The sequence below is a fragment of the Tardiphaga sp. 42S5 genome (assembly GCF_034044155.1).
Lineage (GTDB): Bacteria > Pseudomonadota > Alphaproteobacteria > Rhizobiales > Xanthobacteraceae > Tardiphaga > Tardiphaga robiniae.
In genome coordinates this window covers 2,628,978-2,655,743 of sequence record NZ_CP139027.1, presented here as the reverse complement: position 1 = coordinate 2,655,743, position 26,766 = coordinate 2,628,978, and the positions used below count along the sequence as shown (strand labels likewise).

Below are 26,766 nucleotides of genomic sequence, written 5' to 3'. Positions count from 1 at the left end.
TCCTCACCATGAGGACAGTGAATGGGCGCTAACCAAACCCAGCCACGGCATGCGGCACATACGGCGCTTCAAGCGATGCGACTTCCTCACTCGTCAGCTTCAACAACAGCGCCGCCACCGCATCGGTGAGATGCGCCGGCTTCGACGCGCCGATGATCGGCGATGTGATCCCTTTCTTCTGCAACAGCCAAGCCATCGCGACCTGCGCCTGCGGTACTCCGCGCGCCTTGGCGACCGCGGCAACCTGCTCGACGATCTTGCGATCGGACTCCTCGGACTGCACATAGAGCGTCTTGCCGAACTCATCGGTCTGCTGGCGTTCGCTGGTCTGGTCCCAGGCGCGTGTCAGACGCCCGCGCGCCAACGGGCTCCACGGCATGACAGCGATCTTCTGGTCGGCGCAGAGCGGCAGCATCTCGCGCTCTTCCTCGCGGTTCAGCAGATTCACATGGTTCTGCATGCTGACAAATTCAGTCCAACCGTTCAGTCGCGACGTATAGAGCGCCTTGGAGAACTGCCACGCATACATGCTGGACGCGCCGATATAGCGGACCTTGCCGGCTTTCACGACGTCGTGCAGCGCTTCAAGCGTCTCCTCGAGGGGCGTGTTCTTGTCGAGGCGATGGATCTGGTAGAGATCGATATAATCGGTGCCGAGCCGGCGCAGGCTGTGATCAACCTCGGTCATGATCGCCTTGCGCGACAGGCCTGCCCCGTTTGGTCCCGGCCGCATCCGGTTGAAGACCTTGGTCGCCAGCACCACATCGTCACGGCGCGTGAAGTCCTTCAGCGCGCGACCGACGATCTCTTCCGAGGTGCCATCCGAATAGACATTCGCCGTGTCGAAGAAATTGATGCCGAGCTCAATCGCTTGCTTGATCAGCGGCCGGCTCTTGTCCTCGTCCAGCGTCCATGCATGCGCGCCGCGATCGGAGACGCCATAGGTCATGCAGCCCAGACACAGACGCGAGACGTCCAGGCCGGTATTTCCAAATTTGACATAGTCCACGGCGTTTCTCCCTTGTTGTTTTATTTGCGTTTGACGAAGTCCGCAAAGGCGTCGGCATAGTCGGGATGCCAGCGCGACAGCGCCGGTCGATTTTCCACGACGTCGCCGATGGCCCACAACATGCGGCGTTCGTCGAGTGCGCGCGGCACGTCGTTGTCCGGACACAGGATATAGAAGTCGCTGGCTTCGAGCCGTTGCATCATGAAGTCCACGGTCTGCTCGGCTGTCCACGCTGCATCCGGCTTCTCGCTGCGCCCGCCAGCCGCGAGCGGCGTGAAGACAAAGCCGGGGATCAGCAGATGTGCGGAGACCTGACATCCCTCGGTGTTGCGCAGCTCGTGCGCCAGCGCTTCGGTATAGGCTTTCACGCCGGCCTTGGAGACATTGTAGGCGGGATTGCCGGGCGGCGTTGTGATGCCCTGCTTAGAGCCCGTATTGATGATCAGGCCCGGCCGCTTGCGCGCGATCATGTCCACAGCGAAGGCCTGACAGCCATTGACGATGCCCCAGAGATTGACGCCAAGCAGCCGCTCCCAATTGTCGCGCGGCCCGAGCGCCGAGGTCGGCACCTGAATGCCGGCATTGTTCATCAAAACATCGCAGCCGCCGAAGCGGGCCTGCACGTCGGCCGCGAGTCTGGTCATCGCGGCGACGTCACTGACATCGACAGCGGCCGTCATCACATCGTCACGCCCGCCGCGCGCCACACCGGCGATCTTGCCAGCCGCCTCAGTCAAACGATTCTCGCCGAGATCCACGATGCAGATGCGCATTCCCAGTCGCGCAAAGGCTGTCGCTGCGGCCAAGCCGATGCCGGAGGCGCCTCCCGTAATGACGGCTACAGAACCGGCGGACAGAGCGGTGTGGGTCATGGTGCACTCCAGCAATTCGGGATTTTAGAAGGCGTCCAATCGATCAGGACGTGATCCGGACAAATGAGCGTGGCGGTCTCAATATCACGCACGACACTAATCCGCATTCACGTCACCGCGAACGAATTCACGATCATGAATTGGTCGCGAAGACCTCCCATGCAAGTCGTTTCGGGTTCCCCGCCTTTACCCGTTTCGTGAAAACGATATATTCCGCGCGCTACAACGACACTTCAATCAAACGTCCGGGAGGATCACATTATGGGCTTGATGCAGCCAATCTCTGCCACCGCGCACCCTTACGCGAACGGCTCCTACAAGCAGATGCTGATCGACGGCAAATGGCAGGACGCCCAATCCGGCAAGAAGTTCGAAACGCATAATCCAGCCACCGGCGAACTGCTTGCCACCGTCGCCGAAGGCGATGCTGGGGATATCGACCTTGCGGTCGCCGCCGCCCGCCGCGCCTTCGAAGGCCCATGGAGCAAGGCCAAGCCCTACGAGCGCCAGGCGCTGCTGCTGAAATTCGCCGAGCTTGTCGAGAAGCATTTCGATGAACTCGCGATGCTCGATACACTCGATATGGGCGCGCCTGTCATGCGCACTTTCGCTGGCAAGCAGCGCATCCTCGGCATGCTGCGCTTCTATGCCGGCCAGGCCACGCTGATCTACGGCGAGACCATCGAGAACTCGCTGCCGGGCGAGATCTTCTCCTACACGCTGAAGGAGCCCGTCGGCGTCGTCGGCGCGATCATTCCGTGGAACTCGCCGCTGTCAGCCAGCATCTGGAAGATCGGCCCTGCCATCGCCACCGGCTGCACCATTGTGCTGAAGCCGGCTGAGGAAGCACCGCTGACCTCGCTACGCCTCGGTGAGCTGGCATTGGAAGCCGGCTTCCCGGCTGGCGCCATCAACGTCGTGCCGGGCTATGGCGAAACCGCCGGCGCCGCGCTGGCCTCGCATATGGACGTCAACAAGGTCGCCTTCACCGGTTCCCACTTCACCGGCCAGTCGATCATCCGCGCCTCGGCCGGCAACCTCAAGCGCGTGTCGCTCGAGCTCGGCGGCAAGTCGCCGAACATCGTGTTCTCGGATGCCGACCTCGATGCCGCCGTCCCCGGTGCTGCCATGGCGGTGTTCGCGAATTCCGGGCAGATCTGCAGCGCCGGCACCCGCCTGTTCGTCGAAAAGAAGATCTATGACGAGTTCGTCGGCCGCGTCGCCGAATTCGCCAAGAAACTGAAGGTCGGCAACGGTGCCAATCCCGACACCCAGCTCGGGCCATTGGTCTCCAAGGAACAGCTCGATCGCGTCACCGGCTATCTCACCACCGGAAGCGGCGAAGGCGCCAAGGCGCTGTCCGGTGGTGGCCGCCTGATGGACGGTGAACTGTCGAAGGGCTTCTTCGTCCAGCCGACCGTGTTCGCCAACGTCCAGGACACCATGAAGATCGCGCAGGAAGAGATCTTCGGGCCGGTGATTTCGGCGATCTCCTTCACCGACATGGACGAACTGGTGCAGCGCGCCAACAACACCACCTTCGGCCTCGGCAGCGGCGTCTGGACCAAAGATGTCAGCAAGGCGCATCGCCTCGCGAAGTCCCTGCAGGCCGGCTCGGTCTGGATCAATTGCTATCAGGCGATGGATCCCGCGGTGCCATTCGGCGGCTATAAGATGAGCGGCTATGGCCGCGAATCCGGCGTGCATCACATCGACGAATATCTGAACATCAAGGCGGTCTGGATCAACACCTGATCGCCGCTGTCATCGAAAAGAAAAGGCGCCGAGCAACGAGCCCGGCGCCTTTTTTTTGCGCCGTCATCGCAAGGAGTCCTTGCGATGACCATTGGCGATTAAGCGACCGGCGCGGCACCGTATCGATCGCGCAGCTTGCGCTTGAAGATCTTGCCGGTCGACTCGCGCGGCAGCGCATCATGAAAATGGATTGTCTTCGGCACTTTGAAGTTCGCCAACCGCTGCTTGAGATAGGCTTGGATCTCGGACGAGGAGAGCTGCGCATCATCTTCGAGTTCGACGCAGCCCACCAGCCGTTCGCCGAACTCGTCATCAGGCACACCGAACACCGCGCAGTCGCGCACGCCGTCCATGCCGATCAGCGTGTTCTCGATCTCGGCTGGATATATATTCACACCGCCGGAGATGACCATGTCGCGCTTGCGATCACACATGAAGAGATAGCCGTCCTCGTCGAGATAGCCGACGTCTCCGACGCTGATCAGGCCCTCACGACCGGCTTCCGCCCGCGCGTCCGGGCGGCCCTGATAGTTGAAATCCGGCACCGAGGTCTGCCGCATAAAGATTTCACCGGGCACATTGACCGGACATTCCTTGCCGTCCGCATCGAAGATCTTGACCACGCCCCCCTCGATGGTGCGACCGACGGTGCCCGGCTTCCTCAGCGCCTCCTCCGATGAATGCCAGATCGGCACCCCGGTTTCGGTGGAGCCGAGATACTCGTTGATCACCGGTCCCCACCACGCAATCATCGCCTGCTTCACATGGATCGGGCACGGCGCTGCGCCATGAATGATGAAGCGCAGCGACGACAGGTCGTAGCGCGACTTCACCTCGTCCGACAGACGCAGCAGCCGCACGAACATAGTCGGCACCATATGCATGTTGGTGATGCGGTGCTTCTCGGTGAGCTGCAGCAGATCTTCGGGATCGAAACGCGGTTCGAGCACGATCGTGCTGCCATGACGGAATGCCATCAGCCCGTAGGAGCTTGGCGCCGAGTGATACATCGGCCCGTTCATCAGGATGATCTGATCCTCGTTCGGCTTCAGCCCATAGGCGATGCCGCCGACGCGCTCGGATGCCGCAGCCTGTTCCGGCGTCATGGCCGCGCGGGTCACGCCCTTGGGACGGCCCGTGGTGCCCGACGTGTAGAACATGGTCAGCGCGCGCTTCGGCGCGTTCTCCACCGGCGCATGCAACTCGCGCCAAACATCGAAGTCCGTGGCGCCTACAGGCACCTCGGTCGCAGCTTCGGCAACACCATAGGCGACTGCGATCTCCGGCGGCGTGCGGACGATCAGGATCGGAAATCCCGCGGGCAAATTATCTTTGATCTGCGGCAAAAGATCAGCGTGGCAGACCAGCAGTTTCGCACCGCTGTCGGCGAGGATGTAGCTGACCTCCTCACCTTTAAGATGCCAGTTGATCGGGACCACACGCGCGCCGAGCGCACCGGCGCCGAACGCAGTCTCGAACAGCGCGAAATCGTTGCGCAGCATCATGCCGACCGGCGCATCGGCGCCTGCGCCGAGGCTCTTGAACCCGGTCGCCACCTTGGCGATGCGCTGCATGATGTCCGGATAGCTGATCGCCCGGTCGCCGCTGATAATCATTGTCCGCCCTTATATTGTTCTTGAATCGATCGAAGCCATCGCTGGCTTCGATCCTTGTTCTGTCGATGTGATGGTACAGATGCTCACTGGTCGTCGAGCAATTCGCCAAAGCCTTCCCAGTTCTTGCCGTTGAAACGGCGCAGCCGCAGTTGCTGGAACGAAAGATAGTCATCCTTGTCGGTATTGACCGTGACGCCCGACAGCAACAGCGGCAGCTTGACGTTCTTCATCGACGTCGCCTGACGCAGGATATTCTCCCGGCTGACGTCATCGCCGCACGCTTTCAGGATATGCGTGATGAGATGCGCATTCAGGAAGCCGGTCGCATAATTGGTGTTGCGCGGATCGGCTGACGGCAGGCTCTCTTTCATGAAAGCGAAATAGGCCTTCACGTCCTCGTCGTTGGCCCATGACGCGTCATTGATGTCTTTCTGATAACTCGACGTGATCAGGCCAGTGGCGTTGTCCAGACCTGCCGGCTCCAGAAAGGTGATCGACGAAGCGGACGTAGGGACGAACATCAGGTCCGGCTTCCAGCCGATTTCCGCAACGCCCTTGATCATCTGCGACGAGAATTTGCCGACCACCGCACCAAACAGCACATTCGCGCCGGACGACTTGAGCGCCGCAAGCTGCGACGAGATCGTCGGCGCACTGGTCTCATAGGTCGCTTCGGATACGATCATACTGGCGACCTTGTCGCCCAGCGCGCGTTTAAAGCCAGCCACATAGTCTTTGCCGAGATCATCGTTCTGCGCGAGAATGGCGATCTTGGCATCCGGCTTGGTCTTCAACACGTGCTTGGCGTAGACAACCCCTTCCGATTCATAGGCGGCCATGCCCGGCATGGTCCACGGAAAACCTTTCGGATCCGCCCATTTGGTCGCGCCTGATAGCACGAACAGCTGCGGGATTTTCTTGCTGTTCAAATAGCGATGCACCGCGTTGTTGGTCGCGGTGCCGAGCGTCCCGAACATCATCAGAACCTCATCCTGCTCCACCAGTTTGCGGGTCTGCTCCACGGTCTTCGGCGGCGAATAGGCGTCATCGAGACTGATGAACTTGATCTTGCGCCCGTTGATGCCGCCTTCGGCGTTGAGCTTGGCAAAATAGGCTTCCTGCGCACGGCCGATCACGCCGAAGCCCGAGAGCGGACCGCTATAGGGAAGCGTCTGCCCGATCTTGATCTCTTCCTTGCTGTTGGCCGCAGCTTGCGTCGGCGCATTCACGCAGACGGCAAAAGCGAACAGCCCAAGCGTCCTCAGCATGACTGATGTCATGATTGTCTTCTCCCCGTTATATTTTTATCGGGCCGCGCTTATGCGCGTGCCCGTCTCGCAAAGTCTCCGGTCGCTTCCGCATATTCGCGCTTCAGGCGATCCACGAGTTCTGCCACCGACGGCGCATCGGTAATCTGGCCGATGCCCTGGCCGCAACCCCAGATGTCCTTCCAGGCCTTGACCTTCATGTTACCGCCGGAGCCGAAGTTCATCTTGGTCTTGTCAGCCACCGGAAGATTATCGGGATCGAGGCCGGCGGCTGCGATGGACGGGCCAAGATAGTTGCCGTGAATACCGGTGAACAGGTTGGTGTAGACCGTGTCATGCGCGGCGAATTCGGTCAGCGCCTTCTTGTAGGCCGGGTCGGCATTAGCTTCTTCGGTCGCAATGAAGCGCGTGCCCATATAAGCGAGGTCTGCGCCGAGCGCGAGCGCCGACGCAATCCCGTAACCGTCAGAGATTGCACCAGATACCAGCACAGTCCCCTTGAACCACTGCTTCACTTCGCGCACCAGCGCAAAGGGCGACAGCGTGCCGGCATGGCCACCCGCACCGGCGCAGACCAGGATCAGTCCATCGACGCCCTGCACGGCTGCCTTGCGCGCATGCTTGACGTTGATAACGTCATGAAACACGACGCCGCCATAGGAATGCGCGGCCTCGACGATCTCCGAGGGCGGGCGCAACGAGGTGATGATGATCGGAACCTTGTGCTTCACACAGGTTTCCATGTCCTTCATCAACCGGTCGTTGGACGCGTGGCAGATCTGGTTCACCGCATAGGGCGCGACCTTCTTGCCGGGATTCTTCGCTTTGTATTCGCCGAGCTCATCCTCGATGCGCGTCAGCCACTGATCGAGCACTTCCACCGGCCGCGCATTCAGCGCTGGAAACGAACCGACGATACCGGCCTTGCATTGCGCAATGACGAGTTCAGGACCGGAGACGATGAACAGCGGGGAACCGAGCACAGGCAGCTCGAGGGTGCCATCGAGAGCTTTGGGGAGCGACATAAGCGTTTCCTTATATTTTTATAATCGAACTATAGGGGTTGACCGCCCGCTCGTGTTGTTCGAATTTGAACAATAAGCCTTTCGGATTTGATCACATGGACTGGGATCTTTGTCGCACCTTCAATGCCGTGGTCGACGCCGGAAGCTATCTCGGCGCGTCCAGGCAGTTGCGCACCAGCCACCCGACCGTCAGCCGCGAGGTCGCGGCGCTGGAGAAGCAACTTGGCACCAAGCTGTTCGTGCGCTCCGACGAAGGGCTGGTGCTGACGGCGCGTGGCCGGCGCTTTCATGAGAGCACCAAAGCGATGGCCGAGGCCGCGCTGAAAGCGGAAGCCGCCGCCGGCGCGTCGGGCCAGAGCGCACGCGGCGTGGTCAAGGTGTCCATCGGGCCGACGCTCGCGAATTTCTGGCTGATGCCGCATATCGGCGCCTTCATCCGCCAGCATCCGCATGTCGAGATCCAGCTGGTGACACATCCCTTCCCGGTCAGCGTGCGCAAGCGCGAGGCCGACATCGTGCTCCGGCTGTATCAGACCGGCGACGAAAATCTCACCGGGCGGAAAATTGCCAAGCTCGGCATTGGCTTCTACGCCTCGCGCGATTACGCAGCGCGATGCCCGCTGCCCGAACAGCGGGCCGCTTGGAAGGACCACACTGTCATCGGCTTCGCCGACAAATCGTCGAATTCCGAACTCGGACGCTGGAGCGACCACATCACCAAGGACGCCACCGTCGCCATCCGCTGCTCGTCGCAAGCGGATATGCTTGCAGCCGTCCGCGCAGGAATTGGCATCTGCGTGCTGTCATGCATCGTCGGCGACGCCCATGCGGATCTGATCCGCGTGGCACCGCAGAAGCTGGCCAGCCTCTCTGATATCTGGCTGCTGGCGCATCCGGACCTCATCGATCAGCCGTCGGTGCGCGCCGTGCTGGAATTCATCACTGCCTGCGCGCGCGACGACCGCGCGCTGTTACGCGGCCGATGATGTCGCGCCCTTGCCGGGAAATGGCGCCGCACGGCTGACATAGCGTCCCTCGCCTTTTCCACCGACGAGCTTGCCGTCGCGCGTAACGAATTTCCCGCGCAACATCGTTGCCACCGGCCAGCCCGTAATCTCCAAACCTTCATAAGGCGTGTAATCGGCGCCGTGATGCAAGTTCGCCTGGGTGAGCGTTGCTTGGCGCTTCGAATCCCACAGCGCGATATCGGCATCGTAGCCGATGGCGATGGAGCCCTTGCCGGTGAGGCCATAGGTCTTCGCATGATTGGTCGAGGTCAGTGCCACAAACTGGTTGAGCGTGATGCGGCCCTTGCTGACACCTTCCGAGAACAGGATCGGAAGGCGCGTCTCGACACCGGGAATGCCGTTCGGAATCCAGCGGAAGCTGGTACGCGCGTTGGGTGGTTGCTTGCCCTGCACGTCGTCATAGCGAAACGGGCAATGATCCGACGAGAACAGTGTGAATACGCCCTGCTGCAAACCTTCCCAGCACGCCTGCTGGCTGGCGAGATCGCGCGGTGGCGGCGAGCAGACATATTTCGCGCCCTCCATACCCAGATCCTTCAGATCCTCTTCGGTCAGCACAAGATATTGCGGGCAGGTCTCGCCATGGATCGTCAACCCGCGCATCTGAGCGCGGCGGATCTCTTCCATGGACTCCCGATTGGAGACATGAACCACCACCATCGACACGTCGACCAGTTCCGCCAGCGAGATCGCCCGGTGCGTGGCTTCGCGCTCAACGACGATAGGCCGCGACTTGGCGTGAAAATACGGGCCGACATTGCCGTCGCGTTCGAGCTTGTCGACCAGAAAGCGGATGGCGTCGTAATTCTCCGCATGAACCTGAACCAGTGCACCGGATTCACGCGCCACGGCCAGTACCTGCAGGATCTGCAGATCGCTCAGTGCAAGGTCTTCATAGGTCATGAAGACCTTGAGCGAGGTGTATCCATCGGCGATCAAGGCTGGCAGCTCCTGCCCGAGTACCGCTTCACTGGGATCGGCGATGATCAGGTGGAAGGAATGATCGATATGGCAATTCTGATCGGCAAGCGTGTGATAATTCTTCAACGCCTCGCGGATCGGTTGGCCCTTCGCCTGCAGACAGTAAGGCATCACGAAAGTATTGCCGCCGAAGGCTGCGGCGCGCGTGGCGCTTTCGAAATCGTCGGCCATCACGATGCCGGGGCCGGATGGTTGCGCAATATGAACGTGGCTGTCGATACCGCCGGGCAGCACCAGCAGACCGGTTGCATCGACCGTCTCGTTCGCGTCGGTCAGCGCTTCGCCGATGGCAACGATGCGGCCGTTCCTGATACCGACATCGGCTTTGTAGGTTTCGCTCGCGGTTGCAATGGTGCCATGACGAATGACGGTATCGAAAGCGGTCATGAGCAAAACCTCATCAATTCAGCAACGCAGGTTGCATACAGACAAATACTAGACTTGCTGAAACAGCGATCCCCATTGGGTGACGCGTTTGGTATCGACACCAGCCATCTTCAGGCATTTCCAGACCACCGTGGCAATGGTGTCATAGACCGGAATGCCCGTCTCCCTTTCCAGTTTCGCCGCGGATGGTGCAACTCTCAAATTGGTGCAGATGATCGTGATAGCGTCTGGCTTTTCCTTGGCCACGTCCCGCGTCATATCCTCAAGTTGCACAACGGGCACTTCGGAGAACGAGAAGTTATCCTGCAGGCCGAGATGGCGTTCACCCTGGCACGCAAAGCCCAGCTTTTCATAATTCTCCAGAATCTTGGCCTGAACGTCGTCCAGATATGGCGTCACGTACCCCAGACGCTTCACCCTTTGATGTTCAAGAATCTCATTGAGAGCTAACATCGACGTCGTCGCAGGAATCCCGGTTGCTGCGGTGATCTGCTCACACAGGCGGACATCCGCCTCAAAGCCGAGCCAGCCAGAGGATGTTCCATTCCAGCCGATGACATCGACCTTCGCATGAGCCAGCAATTCTGCGGCCCGCAGGATTTCCGAATTGTCGAATTGGGCGAGCGCCTTGTTCGACAGCGCGATCTCCGTGACCTTGAAACGCGAGAAATGCGCCGAGACTTCGGGCAATTCGCCAAGCATAGCAGTCGTGATCGGCTCCAGCGCCGTGTTCGACGAAGGCGTCAGCATTCCGAGAAGCACACGTTTGGTCATGGATGATCCAGAGTTTCGAGGGATGGTTTCGTCCGTTCAGATCGAAGCAGATCGAGAACGTGACGTTTGATTTCGTTGAACTGCGGGCTGGTGATGTCGCGTGGCCGCGGCAGGTCCAACGGGATGATTTCGCGGATACGCCCCGGGCGGGCGCTCATCACGGCAACATGCGTGCCCAGCGTCAGTGCTTCGTCGATGCCGTGCGTCACGAAAACGATCGTGCCCTGGTGTTCCTGCCAGATCCGGACGAGTTCATTCTGCATATCCATCCGGGTCTGCTCATCGAGCGCGCCGAACGGCTCATCCATCAGGATGACCTGCGGATTCATCAGCAATGCACGGGCGATGCCGACACGCTGATTCATGCCGCCTGACAGTTCGGACGGATAATGATTTTCAAATCCCGTGAGCCCGACCATGTCGATATAGCGCTGTGCTGTTTCGCGACGCACGGCCTTCTGGCCGCCGCGCAGCAGCAGGTGGAAGCCGACATTCTCCCAGACCGGGAGCCACGGCATCAGGTTGGCCTGCTGAAACACCACGCCGCGCTCCGAGCCGGGCGCCGTGATCAATTGACCATCGACAGTGACGGTGCCGGATGACGGCTTCTCGAAGCCTGCGATCATATTGAGAAGCGTGGACTTGCCGCATCCACTGGGGCCGAGCAGACAGAGAAACTGGTTCTTCTCCACCTTGATATTGATGTCGTCGAGAGCCGTGACATCGGCCTTGCGTTTCGCGTCCTTGAAGACCTTGGAGACACCGGAGATTTCGATCGTCGCCATGACCTAGCTCTCCCCGCTCTGGATCGTCGTGTTGCGCTGCCAGTGCAGCACACGCGCCATCACGAGACGGATGCCGAAATCGCTGAGAAAACCGAGCAGCCCGATGCTGGCCATCGCAGCGAGGACGAGGTCGTAGCGCAGGAAATAATAGGAATCCCACAGCACATAGCCAAGGCCGCTTTTCACAGCGACCATCTCCGCCGTCACCGTCAGCATCCAGGCCGAGCCGATGCCGATCCGCAGACCGGCAAAGATGCTGGGCAGCGCGGCCGGCAGCACGATGAAGCGCAGCAGTTGGCGATTGCCGCCGCCGACCATCGCGCCGGCGCGGATCAGATTGCGATCGCAGGTCTTCACGCCGTGAATCGTATTGAGCAGGATCGGAAAAAACGCACCGAGAAACACCAGGAAAATCGCCGGCTTGTTGGCGATGCCGAACCAGATGATGGCAAGCGGAATCCACGATACCGGCGGGATCGGCCGCAGCGTCTGCAGCGTCGGCTCGATGATCACCTCGACAGTGCGGGACCACCCGATGGCGACCCCGACCGACACGGCCAGCGCCGTGGCGATGGCGAAGCCCGCGAGAACGCGCGACAGACTGGCGAGCATGTCGAACAGCCAGTGGCCGCTATAGGTCTGGGTATTGCCGTCGGTGCCCAACACCCAATCCGCCCAGGCCCAGGCCACGGTGGAAGGCGCCGGCAACAGCGCCGCCGGCAGTGCGCCGGATCGGGAAAACGCTTCCCAGCCCGCCAGGATCAGGACCGGTACGACATACCGATCCAGCCGTCTCAACATCGCGACGATTTGGCACATCACCGGACTCAGTAACCGAGTTCGGATTTCGGCTTGCCGGTGGCAGCCTCCAGGAAGCGATAGTCCATGTTCTTCTCGACGGCCGCCGAAACGTCGGAATTGATATATTTCAGGTCGCGCATCATCGCTGCGATGGCGAGCGCCGATGCGCGGTACATCCTCGGATCCGGATCGAGGTTTTCGACAGCGCCTGTGGCGATGGCCTTGTCGAGGCCGGTGATCTTGGAAATCACGTCGATCAGGGCACCCTTGTCCGCCGCGACGAATTCATCGACTTTCACAACCGCACGCACGGTCTCTTCGAGCTGCTTCGGCTTATCCTTGACGACATCGGATCGCGTCAGGATCAGGTTAGTGAGCTTTCCCGCCGCCTGATCGTAGGGAAGGCCAAACATCTTGGCGGCCTTGGCCTGAAGGATCTGCGTGGCGAAGGGCTCCACGGTGCAGATCAGCTCGATTTCACCGCGACGCAGCGCCTGAAGGTGATCGGAGGGATTGGGAATGTTGACGAACTGCACGTCCTTGTTGATGTCGATGCCCTGCTTGGCAAAGGCGCCGCGCATATGAATGTCCTGCGCGTTGCCGCGGGACGCCGCGACGCGGAATGGCTTTCCCGCTGTCTTGTAGTCAGCGATGACTTTCTTGAGTGAAGCCCAGTCATTCGGAACGATCGACAGATCATTACCGACCAACATTGCCGAACCGCCATTGACCTGCCCGGAAATGGCGACCACGTCGAAACCCTTGTCGAGCGCGATCGCATAATGAAGATAGGTCACCTGGGCGACGTCGATGTTCTTCGAAACAAGCGCAGTCAGCGCATCCGTGCCTGTGTTAAATCCAACCGCATCGATCTGGACGCCCTTGGCGTATTGCGGGGTGAGCGACATCGGTGTGCAATGCGCACATTTCGCATAGCCGAGCTTGATCACCGACTCGGACTGGGCCATCGCGGCCGGGGCAATCGATGCCAAACAAAGCGCAATCAGAATGCCGAGCAGATTTTTCTTCATCGTCGCAATCTCCGGAGCGGGTGGCGGTGAATTCATGATACGTCCACCACTCAGCAAGCCTCATGCCAATCCGGATACGATATACAATCGTAAAATTATATAGTAATATCAGTTACTATGAATTATTATAACCTCGACTTCGATGCTGCATTTTTGGGCGAAGGATGTCGTTTGGAGGCAACCTCGCCACCCGAGAGACTGAACCATGAGTGAGATTTCCCCACGCGCGAAGCTTCGGACGCGCTTCAAGCCGACGCGGCTGAAACTCTCCTCGGATCATTCAAAACGGCCGCTGGACCGTATGTCGCTGCACGATCAACTTGTCGCGAAGGTGCGCGAAATGATCGTCGATGGCGAACTCCAGGCCGGAGCCCCTTTGCCAGAAAAGATGTTGTGCGAAACGTTCGGCGTATCGCGCACACCGTTGCGCGAAGCATTCAAGATACTGGCCTCCGAAGGGCTGATCGAACTGCGCCCTCACCGCACCCCTGTCGTCACCCCGGTCGACAGGGAAGAAATCGCAAACAGCTTTGCGATCATGGTCGCACTGGACGGCGTTGCCGGCGCCGAGGCCGCAATGCGCGCGACGGATGAAGATATTGCCCGGCTCAGCGCGATGCACGACCGGCTTGTTGCCCTTCATCGCGAAGCATCGCGCCCGGCTTATTTCAGGCTGAACCAGGACATCCATATCGAGATTACCAGGCTCGCCAAGAATCCCGTGCTCCTCAATATCTGGACGACGTTGAACGCGAATATCTATCGGGCACGGGCCACCGCCAATTATGACGCGGCACGGTGGACGGAATCCGTCAGGGAACACGAGGCTTTCATGGCCCTGCTTCGCGCGCGCGACGCACAAGGATTTGCGGCCTCCCTCAGCGCGCATACGCGCAAGACGGGCGATGCCGTTCTTGCGACATTGAAGATTGCGACCGATGCGAAGACCTAGCAGACCTCTATCACGACGAATAAAGCCTGGGCCCGTATCGCTGCACACCGCATAATCGCCAAGCGCCTGCAAAACGTGCTTTGGGCATGGAGCGCGATGGTCCAAACAGGGGCGAAGGACCGCCCCGCGGTTCATAGGCTGATCGATGAAGATTCTCGTTTTTGGCGGCACCGGCTTTGTCGGGCTGAATATCGCGGAAGCCCTGCTGAAGCGCGGCCATGCGGTCACCCTGTTCGACCGTGCAGGCCTGCCGCCGGCGGCACAGCGCGCCTTCGCTGACTATGGCGACAGGCTCTCGGTCATCACCGGCGATGTGCTAGATCGAACACTAATCGACAGCGTCATCGCGCCCGGCTTCGATGCTATTGTTCTCGGCGCTGCGATCACGGCAGGTGCGGAGCGCGACGCCGCCGATCCCGAAAGCATTTTGCAAGTCAACCTGATGGCGCAGACGCCGATCCTGATGGCGGCGCAACGCCATGGCATCAAGCGGGTGATCAACCTGTCGTCCGCCGGCGCTTACGGCGCCTCTGCCTTCAAATATCCGCTGCTTGACGAAGAGCTGCCTTGCGATCCCGTTTCGCTTTACGCCATCACCAAATTCGCGTCAGAAAAGGTCGCTGCGCGCCTCGCCGCGCTCTGGCAGACCGATTTCATCAGCGTGCGGCTCAGCGCCGTGTTTGGACCATGGGAGCGTGCAACAGGCGTACGGGATACGCTCAGCCCGCTGATGCAGATTTTCACGGCGCACGCGAAGCAGAGCGCCGCCATTCTGGTCCGTTCCGGCGTGCGGGACTGGATCTATGCGCCCGATGTCGCCGATGCCATGACTTTGCTGATCGAGGCGCCGAAGACGCAGCATCGCCTCTACAACATCTCAACCGCCACCCCGTGGTCAGCGCTGGAGTGGGGTCAGCAATTGGCAGAATCCCATCCGGGCTTTGTTTGCCGCCTGGCCAGCACCGGCGAAACCCCAACCATCGATCTGCACAGTGACAGCGACAGGGCACCGTTATCGGTCGCGCGATTGGCGCAGGAATTCGGATGGCGCGCCAAATTCGGCTGCACCGACTCAGCCGCGGATCTGACCGACTGGTCAGCGCGGCACAGCATAGGGTGATGACATGAAGCTTCAGGGACGTACAGCAATCATCACCGGCGGAGGCTCTGGCATCGGCCAGGCGAGTGCCATGCTGTTCGCGCAGGAAGGCGCGTTTGTCGCACTGGTCGATCGCGACGAGGCCGCATTGAAAGAAACACTGGCAATGCTGCCTAATGCAAACGAGGCATCGATGCATGTCGGCGATGTCGGCGACGGCGATTTCGCGCAGAAAGTTGTTTGCGACGTCATCGCGCAGCGTGGTCAACTCGACGTGCTGATAACCTCGGCCGGGTTCTCCTGCGGCGGCACCGTGGTGACCACGGCGCCCGACGATTGGGACGCGGTGTTTCGCACCAATGTCGGCGGCACCTGGCTATGGGCGCGCGCGGCGATTCCGCAGATGCAGAAGCAAGGCAAGGGCTCGATCATTACGCTGGCTTCGCAGCTCGCGATCGCCGGCGGCAAGGGCAACAGCGCCTATATCGCGGCGAAAGGCGCGATCATCAGCCTGACGCGCACCATGGCGGTGGATTTCGCCACCGACGGTATTCGCGTCAATGCGATCGCGCCGGGCGCCATCGACACGCCGCTGCTGCGCCGCAGTTTCGCGCGCCATGCGGACCCTGAACCCGTGCGCGACGCCTCGCGCAACCGTCACGCCATGAAGCGGTTCGGTCTGGCCGAGGAAGTCGCGCAGACCGCGCTGCATCTGGCCAGCGACGCATCCTCCTTCACGACCGGCACGGTCATGCCGGTCGATGGCGGATGGCTTGCAGCATGAATGACGCGCTCAAGGCGCTGGAAGCACAGGTCCGCGACGATCTCCACAAGATCGCCCATCCGAACATGCCCTGGCTGCAGCCGAAGTCTGCGCCAGACGGTACGCCCGCGCTGGACGTCCTCATCGTCGGCGCAGGCCAGGGCGGCGTCACAGCGGCCTTTGGCCTGCTACGATCACAGGTCACCAATATACTCGTTGTCGACAAAAGCGCAGAAGGCCGCGAAGGCCCCTGGCTCACCTACGCCCGCATGCCGACGCTGCGCAGCCCCAAACACTTCACCGGCCCTGATCTCGACATCCCCGCTCTCACCTATCAGTCATGGCACGAAGCCATGTTCGGGAAGGATCACTGGCAGGCGCTCGATCGCATCCCGCGCGGACACTGGGCGGACTATCTGCTGTGGTTCAGGCGCATTACCGGCGCGCCTGTACGCAATGGCTGCGAGGTCCGGGACATTGGGCCTGCCGCCAACGGCTTGCTTGCAGCAACCGTACAAAGCGCCGGCGGCATCGAAATCATCCATGCGCGCAAGGTGCTGCTGGCGACCGGACAGGAAGGCATGGGCGACTGGATGATCCCGGAGCAACTCCAGCACCTGCCATCATCGCTTTGCGTGAATGCATCCGCGGATATCGATTTCGAAGCTCTGCGCGGCAAGACCGTCGCCGTGATCGGCGCCGGCGCATCCGCCTTCGACAATGCGGCAACCGCGCTCGAAGCCGGCGCTGAGGTGCACCTGTTGTGCCGCCGCGCCGAAATCCAGATCGTGCAGCCCTACCACTGGCTAACCTTCCGTGGGTTGCTGCGTCACTTCAGCGAACTCGACGATGCCTGGCGCTGGCGCTTCATGCGCCGGCTCATGGATTTGCGCGAAGGCTTCCCACAGCCGACCTGGGATCGCTGTGCACGGCATGCCGGCTTCCATCTCCACGAAAACGCGCCCGTTCAGTCGGCACAAAAAATAGGCAACCAAGTTACATTGCAGACGCCACAGGGTACCTTCACCGCAGACTTCGTGATCTGCGGAACCGGAATCGACATGGATTTCGCAGGCCGTCGTGAGCTACAGAGCTGCGCCGGCAATATCGCGATCTGGTCTGATCGCTACCAGCCGCCGGATACCGAGTTCAGCCCGCGCCTCGGCCGTTTTCCATATCTCGGCGATGATTACGCGCTGATGGAACGCGTTCCCGGCACCACGCCGTGGATCGCCGACATCCATCTTTTCGCAATTGCGTCCACCATGAGCTTCGGCCCGTCGGGGTCATCGATCAATGCGATGACCACCGCGATCCCGAAACTGGTGCATGGCCTGACGCGCGGCTTGTTCCGCGCGGATATCGAGCGATACTGGACCGCGTTCGAGGCCTACGACGTTCCACAAGTGACCATTGCAAGGGCGACGGAAGCTGCGGCAAAAAGCTAAAGGACCAAATTATCCCGACGGGGAAAGTTCTCCGCTTGGCACCTATCGACCATCGTTTGGCGCGTTCCTTGCTTCAGTGGATGAGTCGCTCGACAGCCTCGGCACTGACGAGTCCGTTCAGAGTTTCCGTCGAATTCAGAGGATAGGGTTATGGGACTGATCTATTCCAAGCAGATGCTCGGCGCCGCCGCAGCGCTGGCATTTTTCACCGCTGCCGTTCCTGCCAAGGCGCAGACCCGCGCCGAGACGCTGCGTTACGTGACCGGCGCCGCCGTCAACACGCTCGATCCCAATATTCCCGGCTCGACCCGCGAAGCCTTCGCCGTCAGCCTCTCGACCTATGACCGTCTCGTCTCGTTCGGCCGCAAGCAACTGAATGGCAAATGGGTGTTCGATCTCGACACCATCCGCGGCGAACTCGCAGAGTCCTACTCTGTCAGCCCGGATGGCCTGAAGATCACCTTCAAGCTGCGCAACGACGCGAAATTCCAGGACGGCTCGCCGGTCACAGCCGAGGACGTGAAGTGGTCGCTCGACCGCGCCGTCACCGCCAAGATCCTTGGCAAGGCGCAGCTGCTGACCGGTTCGCTCACCGATGCCAGCCAGTTCAAGGTGATCGATCCCACGACATTCGAAGTAACACTGCCGCAGCCGGACAAACTGGCGCTGCCTAACCTCGCCACGGTCTATCCGATCATCATCAATTCGAAACTCGCCAAGGCCCACGCCACCGAGGAAGATCCGTGGGCACAGGCCTGGCTCAAGGAAAACACTGCCGGATCGGGCGCCTATATCGTCGAGACCTTCAAGCCCGGCGAGCAGGTCATCCTCAAGCGCAACGACGCCTGGAATCGTGCCGCCGGCGACAAGCAGGCCTTCTTCAAGCGCCTGATCATCCAGTCGGTGCCGGAACCGGCAACGCGCGCCAACCTGGTTGAAAAAGGTGACGCCGATATCGTCATCGATCTGCAGGCCAGCGACGCGCAGGCATTAGAGGCCAAGGGCAAGCTGCAGGTGATCTCGACGCCGCAGTATAACGCCATCACCTTCATCTCGATGAACAACCAGATGGCTCCCTTCGACAAGCCGGACGTGCGTCGCGCCGTGGCCTATGCGCTGCCTTATGACGACATGTTCAAGGCGGCACTGTTCAGCCGCGGGGATTTGCTGGCCGGCGCGACCTGGGCCGATGGCAAGCCGCCGAGCGGTGCATTTCCGATCAAGCAGCCGATCAAGCTCGACCTCGAAAAGGCCAAGGCCTATCTGAAGGCCGCAGGCTATCCGGACGGTTTCTCGACCACGTTCAGCTTCAATGTGGGCCAGTCGGCAACTGCTGAGCCGATGGCTGCGCTGCTGAAGGAATCGCTCGCCAAGATCGGCATCAAGGTCGATATCCAGAAGCTGCCGGATGCGCAGATGTCGACTCAGATCACCGAGAAGAAGCTGCCCTTCTTCACCGAGGGCATCGTCGCCTGGCTGCCGTCGACCGACTACTTCTACCGCAACTTCTACACCGGCAATCAGCGCTGGAACTACAGCTCTATCGATAATGCCGAGCTGACCGCGGTCGCGCAGAAGGCTCGTTTCGAGGCTGACAAGGCCAAGTACGAAGCCGACGGCAAGGTGCTGAACGCGATGAACTTCGATCTGATGCCCCAGATTCCGCTGTGGCAACCGAGCCAGGACGCGGTGATGGCCTCGAACCTGACGGGCTACACCTATCAGTTCCATCGCCAGGTCGATTACCGCGACCTCAGCCGGAAGTGATTTTCCGAGCACCATGCGAGCGAATCCCGAAGCGCCCCTCAGCGGCGCTTCGGATCTACACAGTTTGCGAACTTAACTTCAGCGAGCTGCCCATGACTACGAGTAACCGATCATGACGACTCTCGGCGCAACGGCCATCCGTGCAGCGCGACGCTTCGCATCCTCCTTGCCTGCGTTGTTCGGCGTGCTGATCTTCACCTTCCTGTTGATGCGCGTATTGCCGGGTGATCCCGCCGTGTTCTTTGCCTCGGGACCCAACTCCGGCAAGGAAGAGATCGAGACCATCCGCAAACAGATGGGTCTCGACAAGCCCGTGCCACAGCAACTGTTCCTGTATCTCTACGACGTCGGCCGCGGCAATCTTGGCCGTTCGCTGATGACAGGCCAGAACGTCACCAAGGACCTGCGTGAGCGCCTGCCCGCTTCCCTCGAACTGACCTTCTCGGCACTTCTGATCGCACTTGTTCTCGCAATCCCGCTGGGTGTCCTTGCAGCGCTTAAACCAGGATCGCTGGTCGATCACGGCGTAAGGCTATTCTGTGCGCTCGGGGTCTGTGTCCCGACCTTCGTGTCGGGGCTGCTGCTGATCTATATCTTCTATTATCTGTTCGGCGTGTCGCCAGATCCGACCGGGCGCGTCGATATCTTCACGACGCTACCGCCAGCACATACCGGTTTCCTGTTGATCGACTTTGCGCTCGCCGGCGACTTCGATGGCTGGTGGGCCGCATTCAAACAATTGATCCTGCCGGCCTGCACCATGGCGCTGTTCGTTATCGCGCCATTGGCGCGCATCACCCGCGCCTCGATGCTGGCCTCGCTCGGCAGCGACTTCGTTCGCACCGCGCGTTCTGTCGGCCTGTCGTGGTGGCGGATCATCGTCACCTATGCGCTGCGCAACGCGATCCTGCCCGTCATCACAATCGCCGGCATCGTGTTCTCCACCATGCTCGGCGCCAATGTGCTGGTGGAGAAAGTGTTCTCCTGGCCCGGCGTCGCGTCATATGCACTCGACGCCCTGCTCTCGTCGGACTACGCACCCGTGCAAGGCTTCGTGCTGCTGATGGCTTCGGTCTTCGTTATCGTCAATCTCGTCGTCGATGTGCTCTATGGCATCGCCGATCCCAGGATTTCCATCGGATGAGCAGCGCAACCCTTCAACACGCCGCCTTCATCCTGCGCGGCAATCCCATCACCGGCATCGCTGCTGTCGGCGCGTCGCTGTTGATCTTTGTCGGTATCTTCGGCCCGTGGATCGTGCCCTATGATCCCATCGCGTCGAACGTTCAGAACGCGCTGATGCCGCCGAGTGCGGCGCATTGGGCCGGCACCGACCAACTTGGCCGCGATGTGTTCAGCCGCATCATCGTCGCCGCACAGCTCGACCTCGCCATCGCCGTCTCTGCGGTTGGCATCTCCTTCGCGCTCGGCGCCGTCATCGGCGCCCTCTGCGGCTATTCGGGCGGCAAGCTCGATCGCGCCGTAGGTCGCTTCGTCGATGTACTGATGGCGTTCCCGCTGTTCGTCCTGGCCATGGCCATGGTCGCTGCACTCGGCAACCGCGTCGAGAACATCGTGATTGCCACTGCCATCATCAACCTGCCGTTCTACATCCGCTTTGCACGCGCCGAAGTGAACGTGCGCCGCAACCTCGGCTGGGTCGAGGCCGCGCGCGCCTGCGGCGACAGCCATATCTCCGTCGTGCTGCGCTTTTTACTGCCGAACGTGCTGCCGGCGATGGTGGTGCAGATGTCGCTCAATCTCGGCTGGGCGATCATCAATGCCGCTGGTCTCTCCTTCATTGGCCTTGGTGTGAAACCACCGACGCCCGAATGGGGCATCATGGTCGCCGAAGGCGCGCGCTTCATCTCCACCGGCAAATGGTGGCTGGTAGCGTTTCCCGGCCTGGCGCTGATGCTCGCCGTGCTGTGCTTCAATCTGCTCGGCGACGGGCTGCGTGACATTCTCGATCCAAGACAACGTACATGATCGCAGCGAACGTAATGACGACACCAAAGCCGCTGCTCGATATCGAAAACCTTCAGGTCACGTTCTCGACACGCCGCGGCCCGGTCGAGGCCGTGCGCGGAATCTCGCTATCGCTGACCGAAGGCGAGACGCTCGGCATCGTCGGCGAAAGCGGCTCCGGAAAATCCGTAACAGGGTTTGCGATGACGCGCCTGCTGGACGCATCGGGTAAGATCTCCGGCGGCCGCATCAGTTTCCGTGACCGCGACATCACCAAGATGACCAGCGCCAGCCTGCGTGAGATGCACGGCTCGGCGATGGCGATGATCTTCCAGAATCCGCGCGGGGCGCTCAATCCGATCCGCGCCATCGGCCAGCAGATCGCCGATGCCATTCTCGCGCATCGCAAGATCTCGGCCTCCGAGGCACGCGCGCAATCCCTCGAATTGTTGCACGCTGTGAAAATCCGCGATCCCGAAAAGCGGATAAACGCCTATCCGCACGAACTCTCTGGCGGCATGTGCCAACGCGTCATGATCGCCATGGCGATATCCAGCAATCCGGCACTACTAATTGCCGACGAACCGACCACCGGCCTCGATGTCACCACGCAAAAGGTGGTGATGGATCTCCTCGCCAGCATTGCCGCCGAGCGGGGCATGGCGACGATCCTCATCACCCACGATCTCGGCCTCGCCGCCCGCTATTGCCGCCGCGTCGTGGTGATGGAACAGGGCAAGCTTGTCGAGGAAGCCGACGCCCTGACGCTGTTCCGGTCGCCGCAGCATCCCTACACCAAGCGGCTCGTCGCAGCGTCGCCTACCGCGACCTCGCGGGTCGAGGATCTCGTGACCGACGACGAAAAGCTACTGGTGCCAGCCGTCCCCCTCGCTCCGCCGCCAAAGCCGGTGCATGGCACGCCGCCACTGCTGGAAGTTCTCGATCTCGTCAAACGTTTCGACGACGGCACTGTTGGCGTCGCGAATTTCTCGATGGCCATCGCGTCCGGCGAAAGCGTCGGCCTGGTCGGCGAGTCCGGCTCCGGCAAGAGCACGACATCGCGTATGATCTGCCGCCTGCTCGATCAGAGCGAAGGCACCATCAATTTCAACGGTCAGTCGATCAGCCATATTCCCGCGCGCGAATTCCACCGTGCGCCGCAGCGCCGCGAGATCCAGATCGTCTTCCAGGATCCGAACGACAGCCTTAATCCGCGCTTCAATGCTTTCGACTGTATCGCACACCCTTTGATCCGCCTGCTCGGCATGCGCAACGGGGCGGCGCTGCGCCAACGCGTCGGCGAATGCGCTCACCGCGTCGGCCTGCCCGCCAATCTTCTGGAACGGTTTCCACATCAGCTGTCGGGCGGCCAGAAGGCCCGCATCGGCATCGCCCGCGCGATTGCCTGCCGGCCGAAGCTTCTGGTGCTGGACGAACCGACGGCCGCCCTCGACGTCTCCGTTCAAGCCGTGGTGCTGCAGCTCCTCGACCGGTTGCGCCGCGAAGACAATCTCGCCTTCCTGTTCGTCAGCCACGATCTCAACGTCGTGCGCATGATGTGTCAGCGGACCATTGTGCTGCGCAACGGCGCCATCGTCGAGGAAGGCGAGAGCCATCAGTTGTTCGACAGCCCGAAGACCGACTACACCCGCGAGCTCGTCGATGCAGTTCCGCATATCGAGATGATCGCCGCGGAAAAAATGGCCGCCGGCGCCTAGCCGCGGGTGGCCAGCGGCGAAAGGCCTCAGCTGTCAGCCTTGTCCGGTTCCATTGGCGTAACCATACCGACTATAGTGTGAGTTGCACCGGCGCCGGATACCTTGCATCCGCGCCCTATCTCGCAGAACATAAGACCAAGCGTCCCCAATGACGCAATAAAATCGGGAGGATTCCGTGCGGATCAAAGCCGTTCACGTCGCCTTGCTCGCCGCCATGGCCAGCTGTTCTGCCATGACGTCAGGCGCTCACGCCCAGGCATGGCCACAAAAACAAGTCACCTTCATTGTGCCCTTCGCCGCCGGCGGCGGCACAGATGCCTTTGCGCGGCCACTGGCCGCACAGCTCGATACCCAACTCGGCAAGCGCGTCATCATCGAGAACCGCGCCGGTGCCGGCGGCACGGTCGGCGCCTCGGCAGCGGCCAAGGCGGCGCCTGACGGCTACACCTTCTTCATGGGCGCCGCGCATCACGCGATCGCGCCGTCGCTCTATCCCACCCTCGATTACGACATCGAGAAAGACTTCATCCCGGTGGCGCTGATCGCACGGCCGCCACAGGTCATCGTGGTCAATCCCGACAAGGTCGCCGCCAAGACGCTGGGTGAATTCATCGCCTATGCGAAGGCCAATCCGGACAAGCTCTCCTATGGTTCGGCCGGCGCCGGCACCACGCATCACCTGGCCGGCGAGCTGTTCAAGATCCTGACCCAGACCAAGATCCAGCACGTGCCCTATCGCGGCGCCGGACCGGCCATGCAGGACCTGATCGCCGGTCACGTGCCCGTCGTGTTCGACGGTCTCGGCTCATCGGCTGCGCCAATCCGCGCCGGACAACTCCGCGCGCTGGCGATCGCAGCTCCGAAGCGCGTGGCAGCCTTCCCCGATCTGCCGACCGCGGCGGAAGCCGGTTTGCCAAACTATGAAGTCGCCACCTGGTACGGGCTATTCGCCCCCAAGGGCACGCCGCCCGACGTGGTCGAGCGCATGGCGAAGGAATTGAAAGCTGCATTGCAAGTGCCGGCGATCAAGGAAGCGTGGGAACGCAACGGCTCCGACGTGCCTGATGTGGCCGGTGCCGACTTCGGCAAGATGGTGTCGGCCGAGGTGGCGCGCTGGCGCAAGGTCGTGACCGAGGCCAACGTCAAGCTCGACTGATCCGAGCGAACACACGAAAGCCCACCGGACGCGGCAACCTGCGTCTGGCGGGCTTAATTTTATACGGAAGCGACTTCCGCCCGCCTGGCGCCCGGACCGGCGAACATCGCGCGGCCGGGGATCGCATCCAGCAGCGCACGCGTATAGGCGTCGCTCGGATTCTGGAAGATCTTCTGCGTTTCGCCCTGCTCGACGATCTCACCACGCCGCATCACCACGATGCGGTCGGCGATTTCAGCAGCGACGCGCAAGTCATGGGTAATGAAGATCATGGCCAGGTTCATCTCCTCGCGCAGTTCGGCGAGCAGCTGCAGCACCTGCGCCTGCACCGACACGTCGAGCGCCGAGACGGCTTCGTCCGCGACCAGCACCGAAGGCTTCAGGGCCAGCGCACGCGCGATACAGATGCGCTGCCGCTGACCGCCGGAGAATTCGTGCGGATAGCGATTGGCGGCACTCTCCTGCAGGCCAACGCGGGCCAGCAGGCGCTTGGCATCGGCCATCGCTTCCTTCGAAGGCGTGCCATAGGCAATCGGACCGCCAGCAATGGCGTCGCCGACCTTTTGCCTCGGGTCTAGCGCCGCGAAGGGATCCTGGAACACGATCTGAATCTTGCGGCGCATCTGGCGCAGCCGCTCACCGCGCTGTGATAGCAGATCCTTGCCATCGAAATGCACCGAGCCCGTATCAGGCTCGATCAATCGCATGATCAGCCGCCCGAGCGTGGACTTGCCGGAGCCGGACTCGCCGACGATGGCCACGGTCTCGCGCGCCTTCAGGCCGAGCGAGATGTTCTGCACCGCGTCGGTTCGGCGCGGCGGTAGGAACATGCCCTGTTTGGTGATGAAGGTCTTGTTCAAGCCAACCGCATCGAGCAGCGGCTCACCGGTGATCTTGCGATCGGCTTTGGTCAGCGAGCGCGCGCCGGGGACGGCGGCGATCAGGCTCTTGGTGTAATCGTCCTTCGGATTACGCAGGACCTCGTCGACGGTGCCCTGCTCAACGACACGGCCGTTGCGCATGACCACGACGCGATCGGCGACGTCGGCAACGACGCCGAAATCGTGGGTGATCAGCAGCACGCCCATGCCGCGCTCCGACTGGAGCTTCTTCACCAGCGCCAGAATCTGCTTCTGCGTGGTGACGTCGAGCGCCGTGGTCGGCTCGTCGGCCAGCAGCAACGCCGGATTGTTGGCCATCGCCATGGCGATCATGATGCGCTGGCGCTGCCCACCGGAGAGCTGGAAAGGGAAGCTGCGCGCGAGCGCCACCGGATCCGGTAGACCGACGTCCCGGATCAGTTCCTGCACGCGCGCATCTACCGCCTCCTTGGACGGCGTCGGCTTGGTGTGTGTGATGATCGATTCCGCAATCTGCTGGCCGACACGGGCCAGCGGATTGAGTGCGCTGAGCGGCTCCTGAAAGATCATCGAGATCGCGCCGCCGCGCAGCTTGCGCATCGTCGGCTCATCGGCCTTGGCGATGTCGTTGCCGTTGAAGCTGATGCTGCCTTGGGCAACGCCGGTCCGGTCGGGCAGCAGCCGCAGGATCGCATGCGCAGTCATCGACTTGCCGGAGCCGGACTCACCGACCAGACACACGATCTCGTTGCGGTTGACGGTGAGCGACACGTCTTCGATTGCGAAAGGACGATCAGCGCCCGGCGGCAGGCTGATGGAGACGTTCTCAATGGCAAGCAGTGTTTTGTCGGTCATGAATACTATCGCTTGCGTGAGATGCGGGGGTTCAGCGTGTCGTTTAGGCCTTCACCCACGAGATTGATGGCGAGCACCGTGAGCAGGATGGCGAGACCGGGAAACACGCTCATCCACCACGCCTGCCGGATCACGGTGCGTGCGGCGCCGATCATGAAGCCCCAGGACATCAGATTGGGATCGCCGAGACCCATGAAGCTCAAGGCGCTCTCGATCAGGATGGCGCTAGCGACCGCAAGCGATCCGGTGACGATAATCGGCGAGATCGCGTTCGGCAGGATGCGGCGCAGCACCACGGTCAGCGGACGCTGGCCCTGGCAGACCGCAGCCTGAACGAACTCACGCCCGCGCAGCCGCATGAACTCCGCACGCGTCAAGCGTGCCAGCGGCGGCCAGCTGACAATACCGATGGCGAAGATGATGTTGGAGATCTTCGGTCCGATGGTCGCGACCAGCAAAATCGCAAGAATGAAGCCCGGGATGGTCTGGAACAGTTCGGTGATACGCATCATCACCTCATCGACCTTGCCGCCGAAATAGCCGGCGATGGCGCCGATGGTGACGCCGATAACCAGGGAGGTCAGTGTCGAAATGACGCCGATGATCAGCGAGATGCGCGCACCATGCGCGATGCCGGCAGCGACATCACGGCCGAGCATATCGGAGCCGAGCCAGAGCCCTTCGCTGAACGGCGGCTGGAACGGCGCGCCGACCATATCCCAGGGGTCGTCGGGGAACAGCCACGGAGCCGTCACGGCGAGGAGGACCACCGCGAGGAGGACGATTAGACCAATCATCCCGGTGGGATGGTGGAGAAACGATTTGAGCGTAGACATCATATAATCCCG

23 protein-coding genes are annotated in these 26,766 nt (G+C 61.3%); 11 read left to right on the top strand and 12 right to left on the bottom strand.

Features of this window, described 5'->3' with window-relative positions:
* Positions 1-28: 28 nt before the first annotated feature.
* Together SFY93_RS12410 and SFY93_RS12405 are read right to left on the bottom strand one after the other, a co-directional pair.
* Positions 29-1,009: an aldo/keto reductase gene (locus SFY93_RS12410; protein WP_320447319.1), complete on the bottom strand. Its 981-nt coding sequence runs from the start codon at positions 1,007-1,009 to the stop codon at positions 29-31.
* A 20-nt stretch (positions 1,010-1,029) separates the two neighbouring features.
* Positions 1,030-1,881: an SDR family NAD(P)-dependent oxidoreductase gene (locus SFY93_RS12405; RefSeq protein WP_320447318.1), complete on the bottom strand. Its 852-nt coding sequence runs from the start codon at positions 1,879-1,881 to the stop codon at positions 1,030-1,032.
* A 261-nt stretch (positions 1,882-2,142) separates the two neighbouring features.
* Here SFY93_RS12405 and SFY93_RS12400 point away from each other — a divergent pair, with 261 nt between their 5' ends.
* Complete coding sequence (locus tag SFY93_RS12400) at positions 2,143-3,636, top strand: aldehyde dehydrogenase family protein (protein ID WP_320447317.1); 1,494 nt, start codon at positions 2,143-2,145, stop codon at positions 3,634-3,636.
* Positions 3,637-3,734: 98 nt separating this feature from the next.
* On the opposite strand, the gene SFY93_RS12395 is transcribed toward SFY93_RS12400, so the two are convergent.
* From SFY93_RS12395 to SFY93_RS12385, 3 genes are all read right to left on the bottom strand, one after another.
* Positions 3,735-5,252, bottom strand: a complete 1,518-nt coding sequence (locus tag SFY93_RS12395) for an acyl-CoA synthetase (RefSeq protein ID WP_320447316.1) — start codon at positions 5,250-5,252, stop codon at positions 3,735-3,737.
* Positions 5,253-5,335: 83 nt separating this feature from the next.
* Positions 5,336-6,520: an ABC transporter substrate-binding protein gene (locus SFY93_RS12390; RefSeq protein WP_414717143.1), complete on the bottom strand. Its 1,185-nt coding sequence runs from the start codon at positions 6,518-6,520 to the stop codon at positions 5,336-5,338.
* A 50-nt stretch (positions 6,521-6,570) separates the two neighbouring features.
* Positions 6,571-7,545: an NAD(P)H-dependent flavin oxidoreductase gene (locus SFY93_RS12385; protein WP_320447314.1), complete on the bottom strand. Its 975-nt coding sequence runs from the start codon at positions 7,543-7,545 to the stop codon at positions 6,571-6,573.
* Positions 7,546-7,640: 95 nt separating this feature from the next.
* Between SFY93_RS12385 and SFY93_RS12380 the strand changes: the two genes are divergently transcribed.
* The gene (locus SFY93_RS12380) at positions 7,641-8,531 is read left to right on the top strand and encodes a LysR family transcriptional regulator (protein WP_320447313.1); all 891 of its coding nucleotides are present in this window, start codon (positions 7,641-7,643) and stop codon (positions 8,529-8,531) included.
* Here SFY93_RS12380 and hydA read toward each other — a convergent pair.
* Genes hydA through SFY93_RS12355 form a run of 5 tightly spaced genes read right to left on the bottom strand, consistent with a single transcriptional unit; the run spans position 8,517 to position 13,332 of the window.
* Complete coding sequence (gene hydA, locus SFY93_RS12375; protein ID WP_320447312.1) at positions 8,517-9,941, bottom strand: dihydropyrimidinase; 1,425 nt, start codon at positions 9,939-9,941, stop codon at positions 8,517-8,519. The two genes, SFY93_RS12380 and hydA, sit on opposite strands and share 15 nt — an antisense overlap.
* Before the next feature lie 48 nt (positions 9,942-9,989).
* Positions 9,990-10,715 carry a maleate cis-trans isomerase family protein gene (locus SFY93_RS12370; protein ID WP_320447311.1) on the bottom strand — a complete coding sequence of 242 codons (726 nt, stop codon included), beginning with the start codon at positions 10,713-10,715 and terminating at the stop codon, positions 9,990-9,992.
* The gene (locus tag SFY93_RS12365; RefSeq protein WP_320447310.1) at positions 10,712-11,500 is read right to left on the bottom strand and encodes an ABC transporter ATP-binding protein; all 789 of its coding nucleotides are present in this window, start codon (positions 11,498-11,500) and stop codon (positions 10,712-10,714) included. The genes SFY93_RS12370 and SFY93_RS12365 overlap by 4 nt, the downstream gene beginning before the upstream one ends.
* Positions 11,501-11,503: 3 nt before the next feature.
* Positions 11,504-12,319 carry an ABC transporter permease gene (locus tag SFY93_RS12360; protein WP_320447309.1) on the bottom strand — a complete coding sequence of 272 codons (816 nt, stop codon included), beginning with the start codon at positions 12,317-12,319 and terminating at the stop codon, positions 11,504-11,506.
* An 8-nt stretch (positions 12,320-12,327) separates the two neighbouring features.
* Positions 12,328-13,332, bottom strand: coding sequence for an ABC transporter substrate-binding protein (locus tag SFY93_RS12355; RefSeq protein WP_320447308.1), 1,005 nt, complete (start codon positions 13,330-13,332; stop codon positions 12,328-12,330).
* Between the two features lie 205 nt (positions 13,333-13,537).
* Here SFY93_RS12355 and SFY93_RS12350 point away from each other — a divergent pair, with 205 nt between their 5' ends.
* From SFY93_RS12350 to SFY93_RS12310, 9 genes are all read left to right on the top strand, one after another.
* Entirely contained in the window at positions 13,538-14,284 is a 747-nt protein-coding gene (locus SFY93_RS12350) for a GntR family transcriptional regulator (protein ID WP_320447307.1), read from the top strand.
* 145 nt (positions 14,285-14,429) lie between these two features.
* Positions 14,430-15,404: an NAD-dependent epimerase/dehydratase family protein gene (locus tag SFY93_RS12345; RefSeq protein ID WP_320447306.1), complete on the top strand. Its 975-nt coding sequence runs from the start codon at positions 14,430-14,432 to the stop codon at positions 15,402-15,404.
* A gap of 4 nt (positions 15,405-15,408) precedes the next feature.
* Positions 15,409-16,167 (top strand): SDR family oxidoreductase, encoded by a 759-nt coding sequence (locus SFY93_RS12340; protein ID WP_320447305.1) that lies wholly within the window; start codon positions 15,409-15,411, stop codon positions 16,165-16,167.
* Positions 16,164-17,594, top strand: coding sequence for an NAD(P)-binding domain-containing protein (locus SFY93_RS12335; RefSeq protein WP_320447304.1), 1,431 nt, complete (start codon positions 16,164-16,166; stop codon positions 17,592-17,594). Before SFY93_RS12340 ends, SFY93_RS12335 begins: the two co-directional genes overlap by 4 nt.
* Positions 17,595-17,744: 150 nt before the next feature.
* A complete protein-coding gene (locus SFY93_RS12330; protein ID WP_414717114.1) occupies positions 17,745-19,361 on the top strand; it encodes an ABC transporter substrate-binding protein in 1,617 nt (538 codons plus the stop codon).
* 112 nt (positions 19,362-19,473) lie between these two features.
* Positions 19,474-20,505 carry an ABC transporter permease gene (locus SFY93_RS12325; protein ID WP_170849808.1) on the top strand — a complete coding sequence of 344 codons (1,032 nt, stop codon included), beginning with the start codon at positions 19,474-19,476 and terminating at the stop codon, positions 20,503-20,505.
* Positions 20,502-21,350 carry an ABC transporter permease gene (locus tag SFY93_RS12320; RefSeq protein WP_320447303.1) on the top strand — a complete coding sequence of 283 codons (849 nt, stop codon included), beginning with the start codon at positions 20,502-20,504 and terminating at the stop codon, positions 21,348-21,350. Before SFY93_RS12325 ends, SFY93_RS12320 begins: the two co-directional genes overlap by 4 nt.
* Positions 21,347-23,047: a nickel ABC transporter ATP-binding protein NikE gene (gene nikE / locus SFY93_RS12315; RefSeq protein WP_320447302.1), complete on the top strand. Its 1,701-nt coding sequence runs from the start codon at positions 21,347-21,349 to the stop codon at positions 23,045-23,047. Before SFY93_RS12320 ends, nikE begins: the two co-directional genes overlap by 4 nt.
* Before the next feature lie 175 nt (positions 23,048-23,222).
* Positions 23,223-24,203, top strand: coding sequence for a Bug family tripartite tricarboxylate transporter substrate binding protein (locus tag SFY93_RS12310; protein ID WP_320447301.1), 981 nt, complete (start codon positions 23,223-23,225; stop codon positions 24,201-24,203).
* Between the two features lie 59 nt (positions 24,204-24,262).
* Here SFY93_RS12310 and SFY93_RS12305 read toward each other — a convergent pair whose 3' ends face one another.
* Both SFY93_RS12305 and SFY93_RS12300 read right to left on the bottom strand, forming a co-directional pair.
* Positions 24,263-25,918 carry a dipeptide ABC transporter ATP-binding protein gene (locus SFY93_RS12305; RefSeq protein WP_320447300.1) on the bottom strand — a complete coding sequence of 552 codons (1,656 nt, stop codon included), beginning with the start codon at positions 25,916-25,918 and terminating at the stop codon, positions 24,263-24,265.
* A 5-nt stretch (positions 25,919-25,923) separates the two neighbouring features.
* Entirely contained in the window at positions 25,924-26,754 is an 831-nt protein-coding gene (locus tag SFY93_RS12300; RefSeq protein WP_320447299.1) for an ABC transporter permease, read from the bottom strand.
* Between the last annotated feature and the right edge of the window lie 12 nt (positions 26,755-26,766).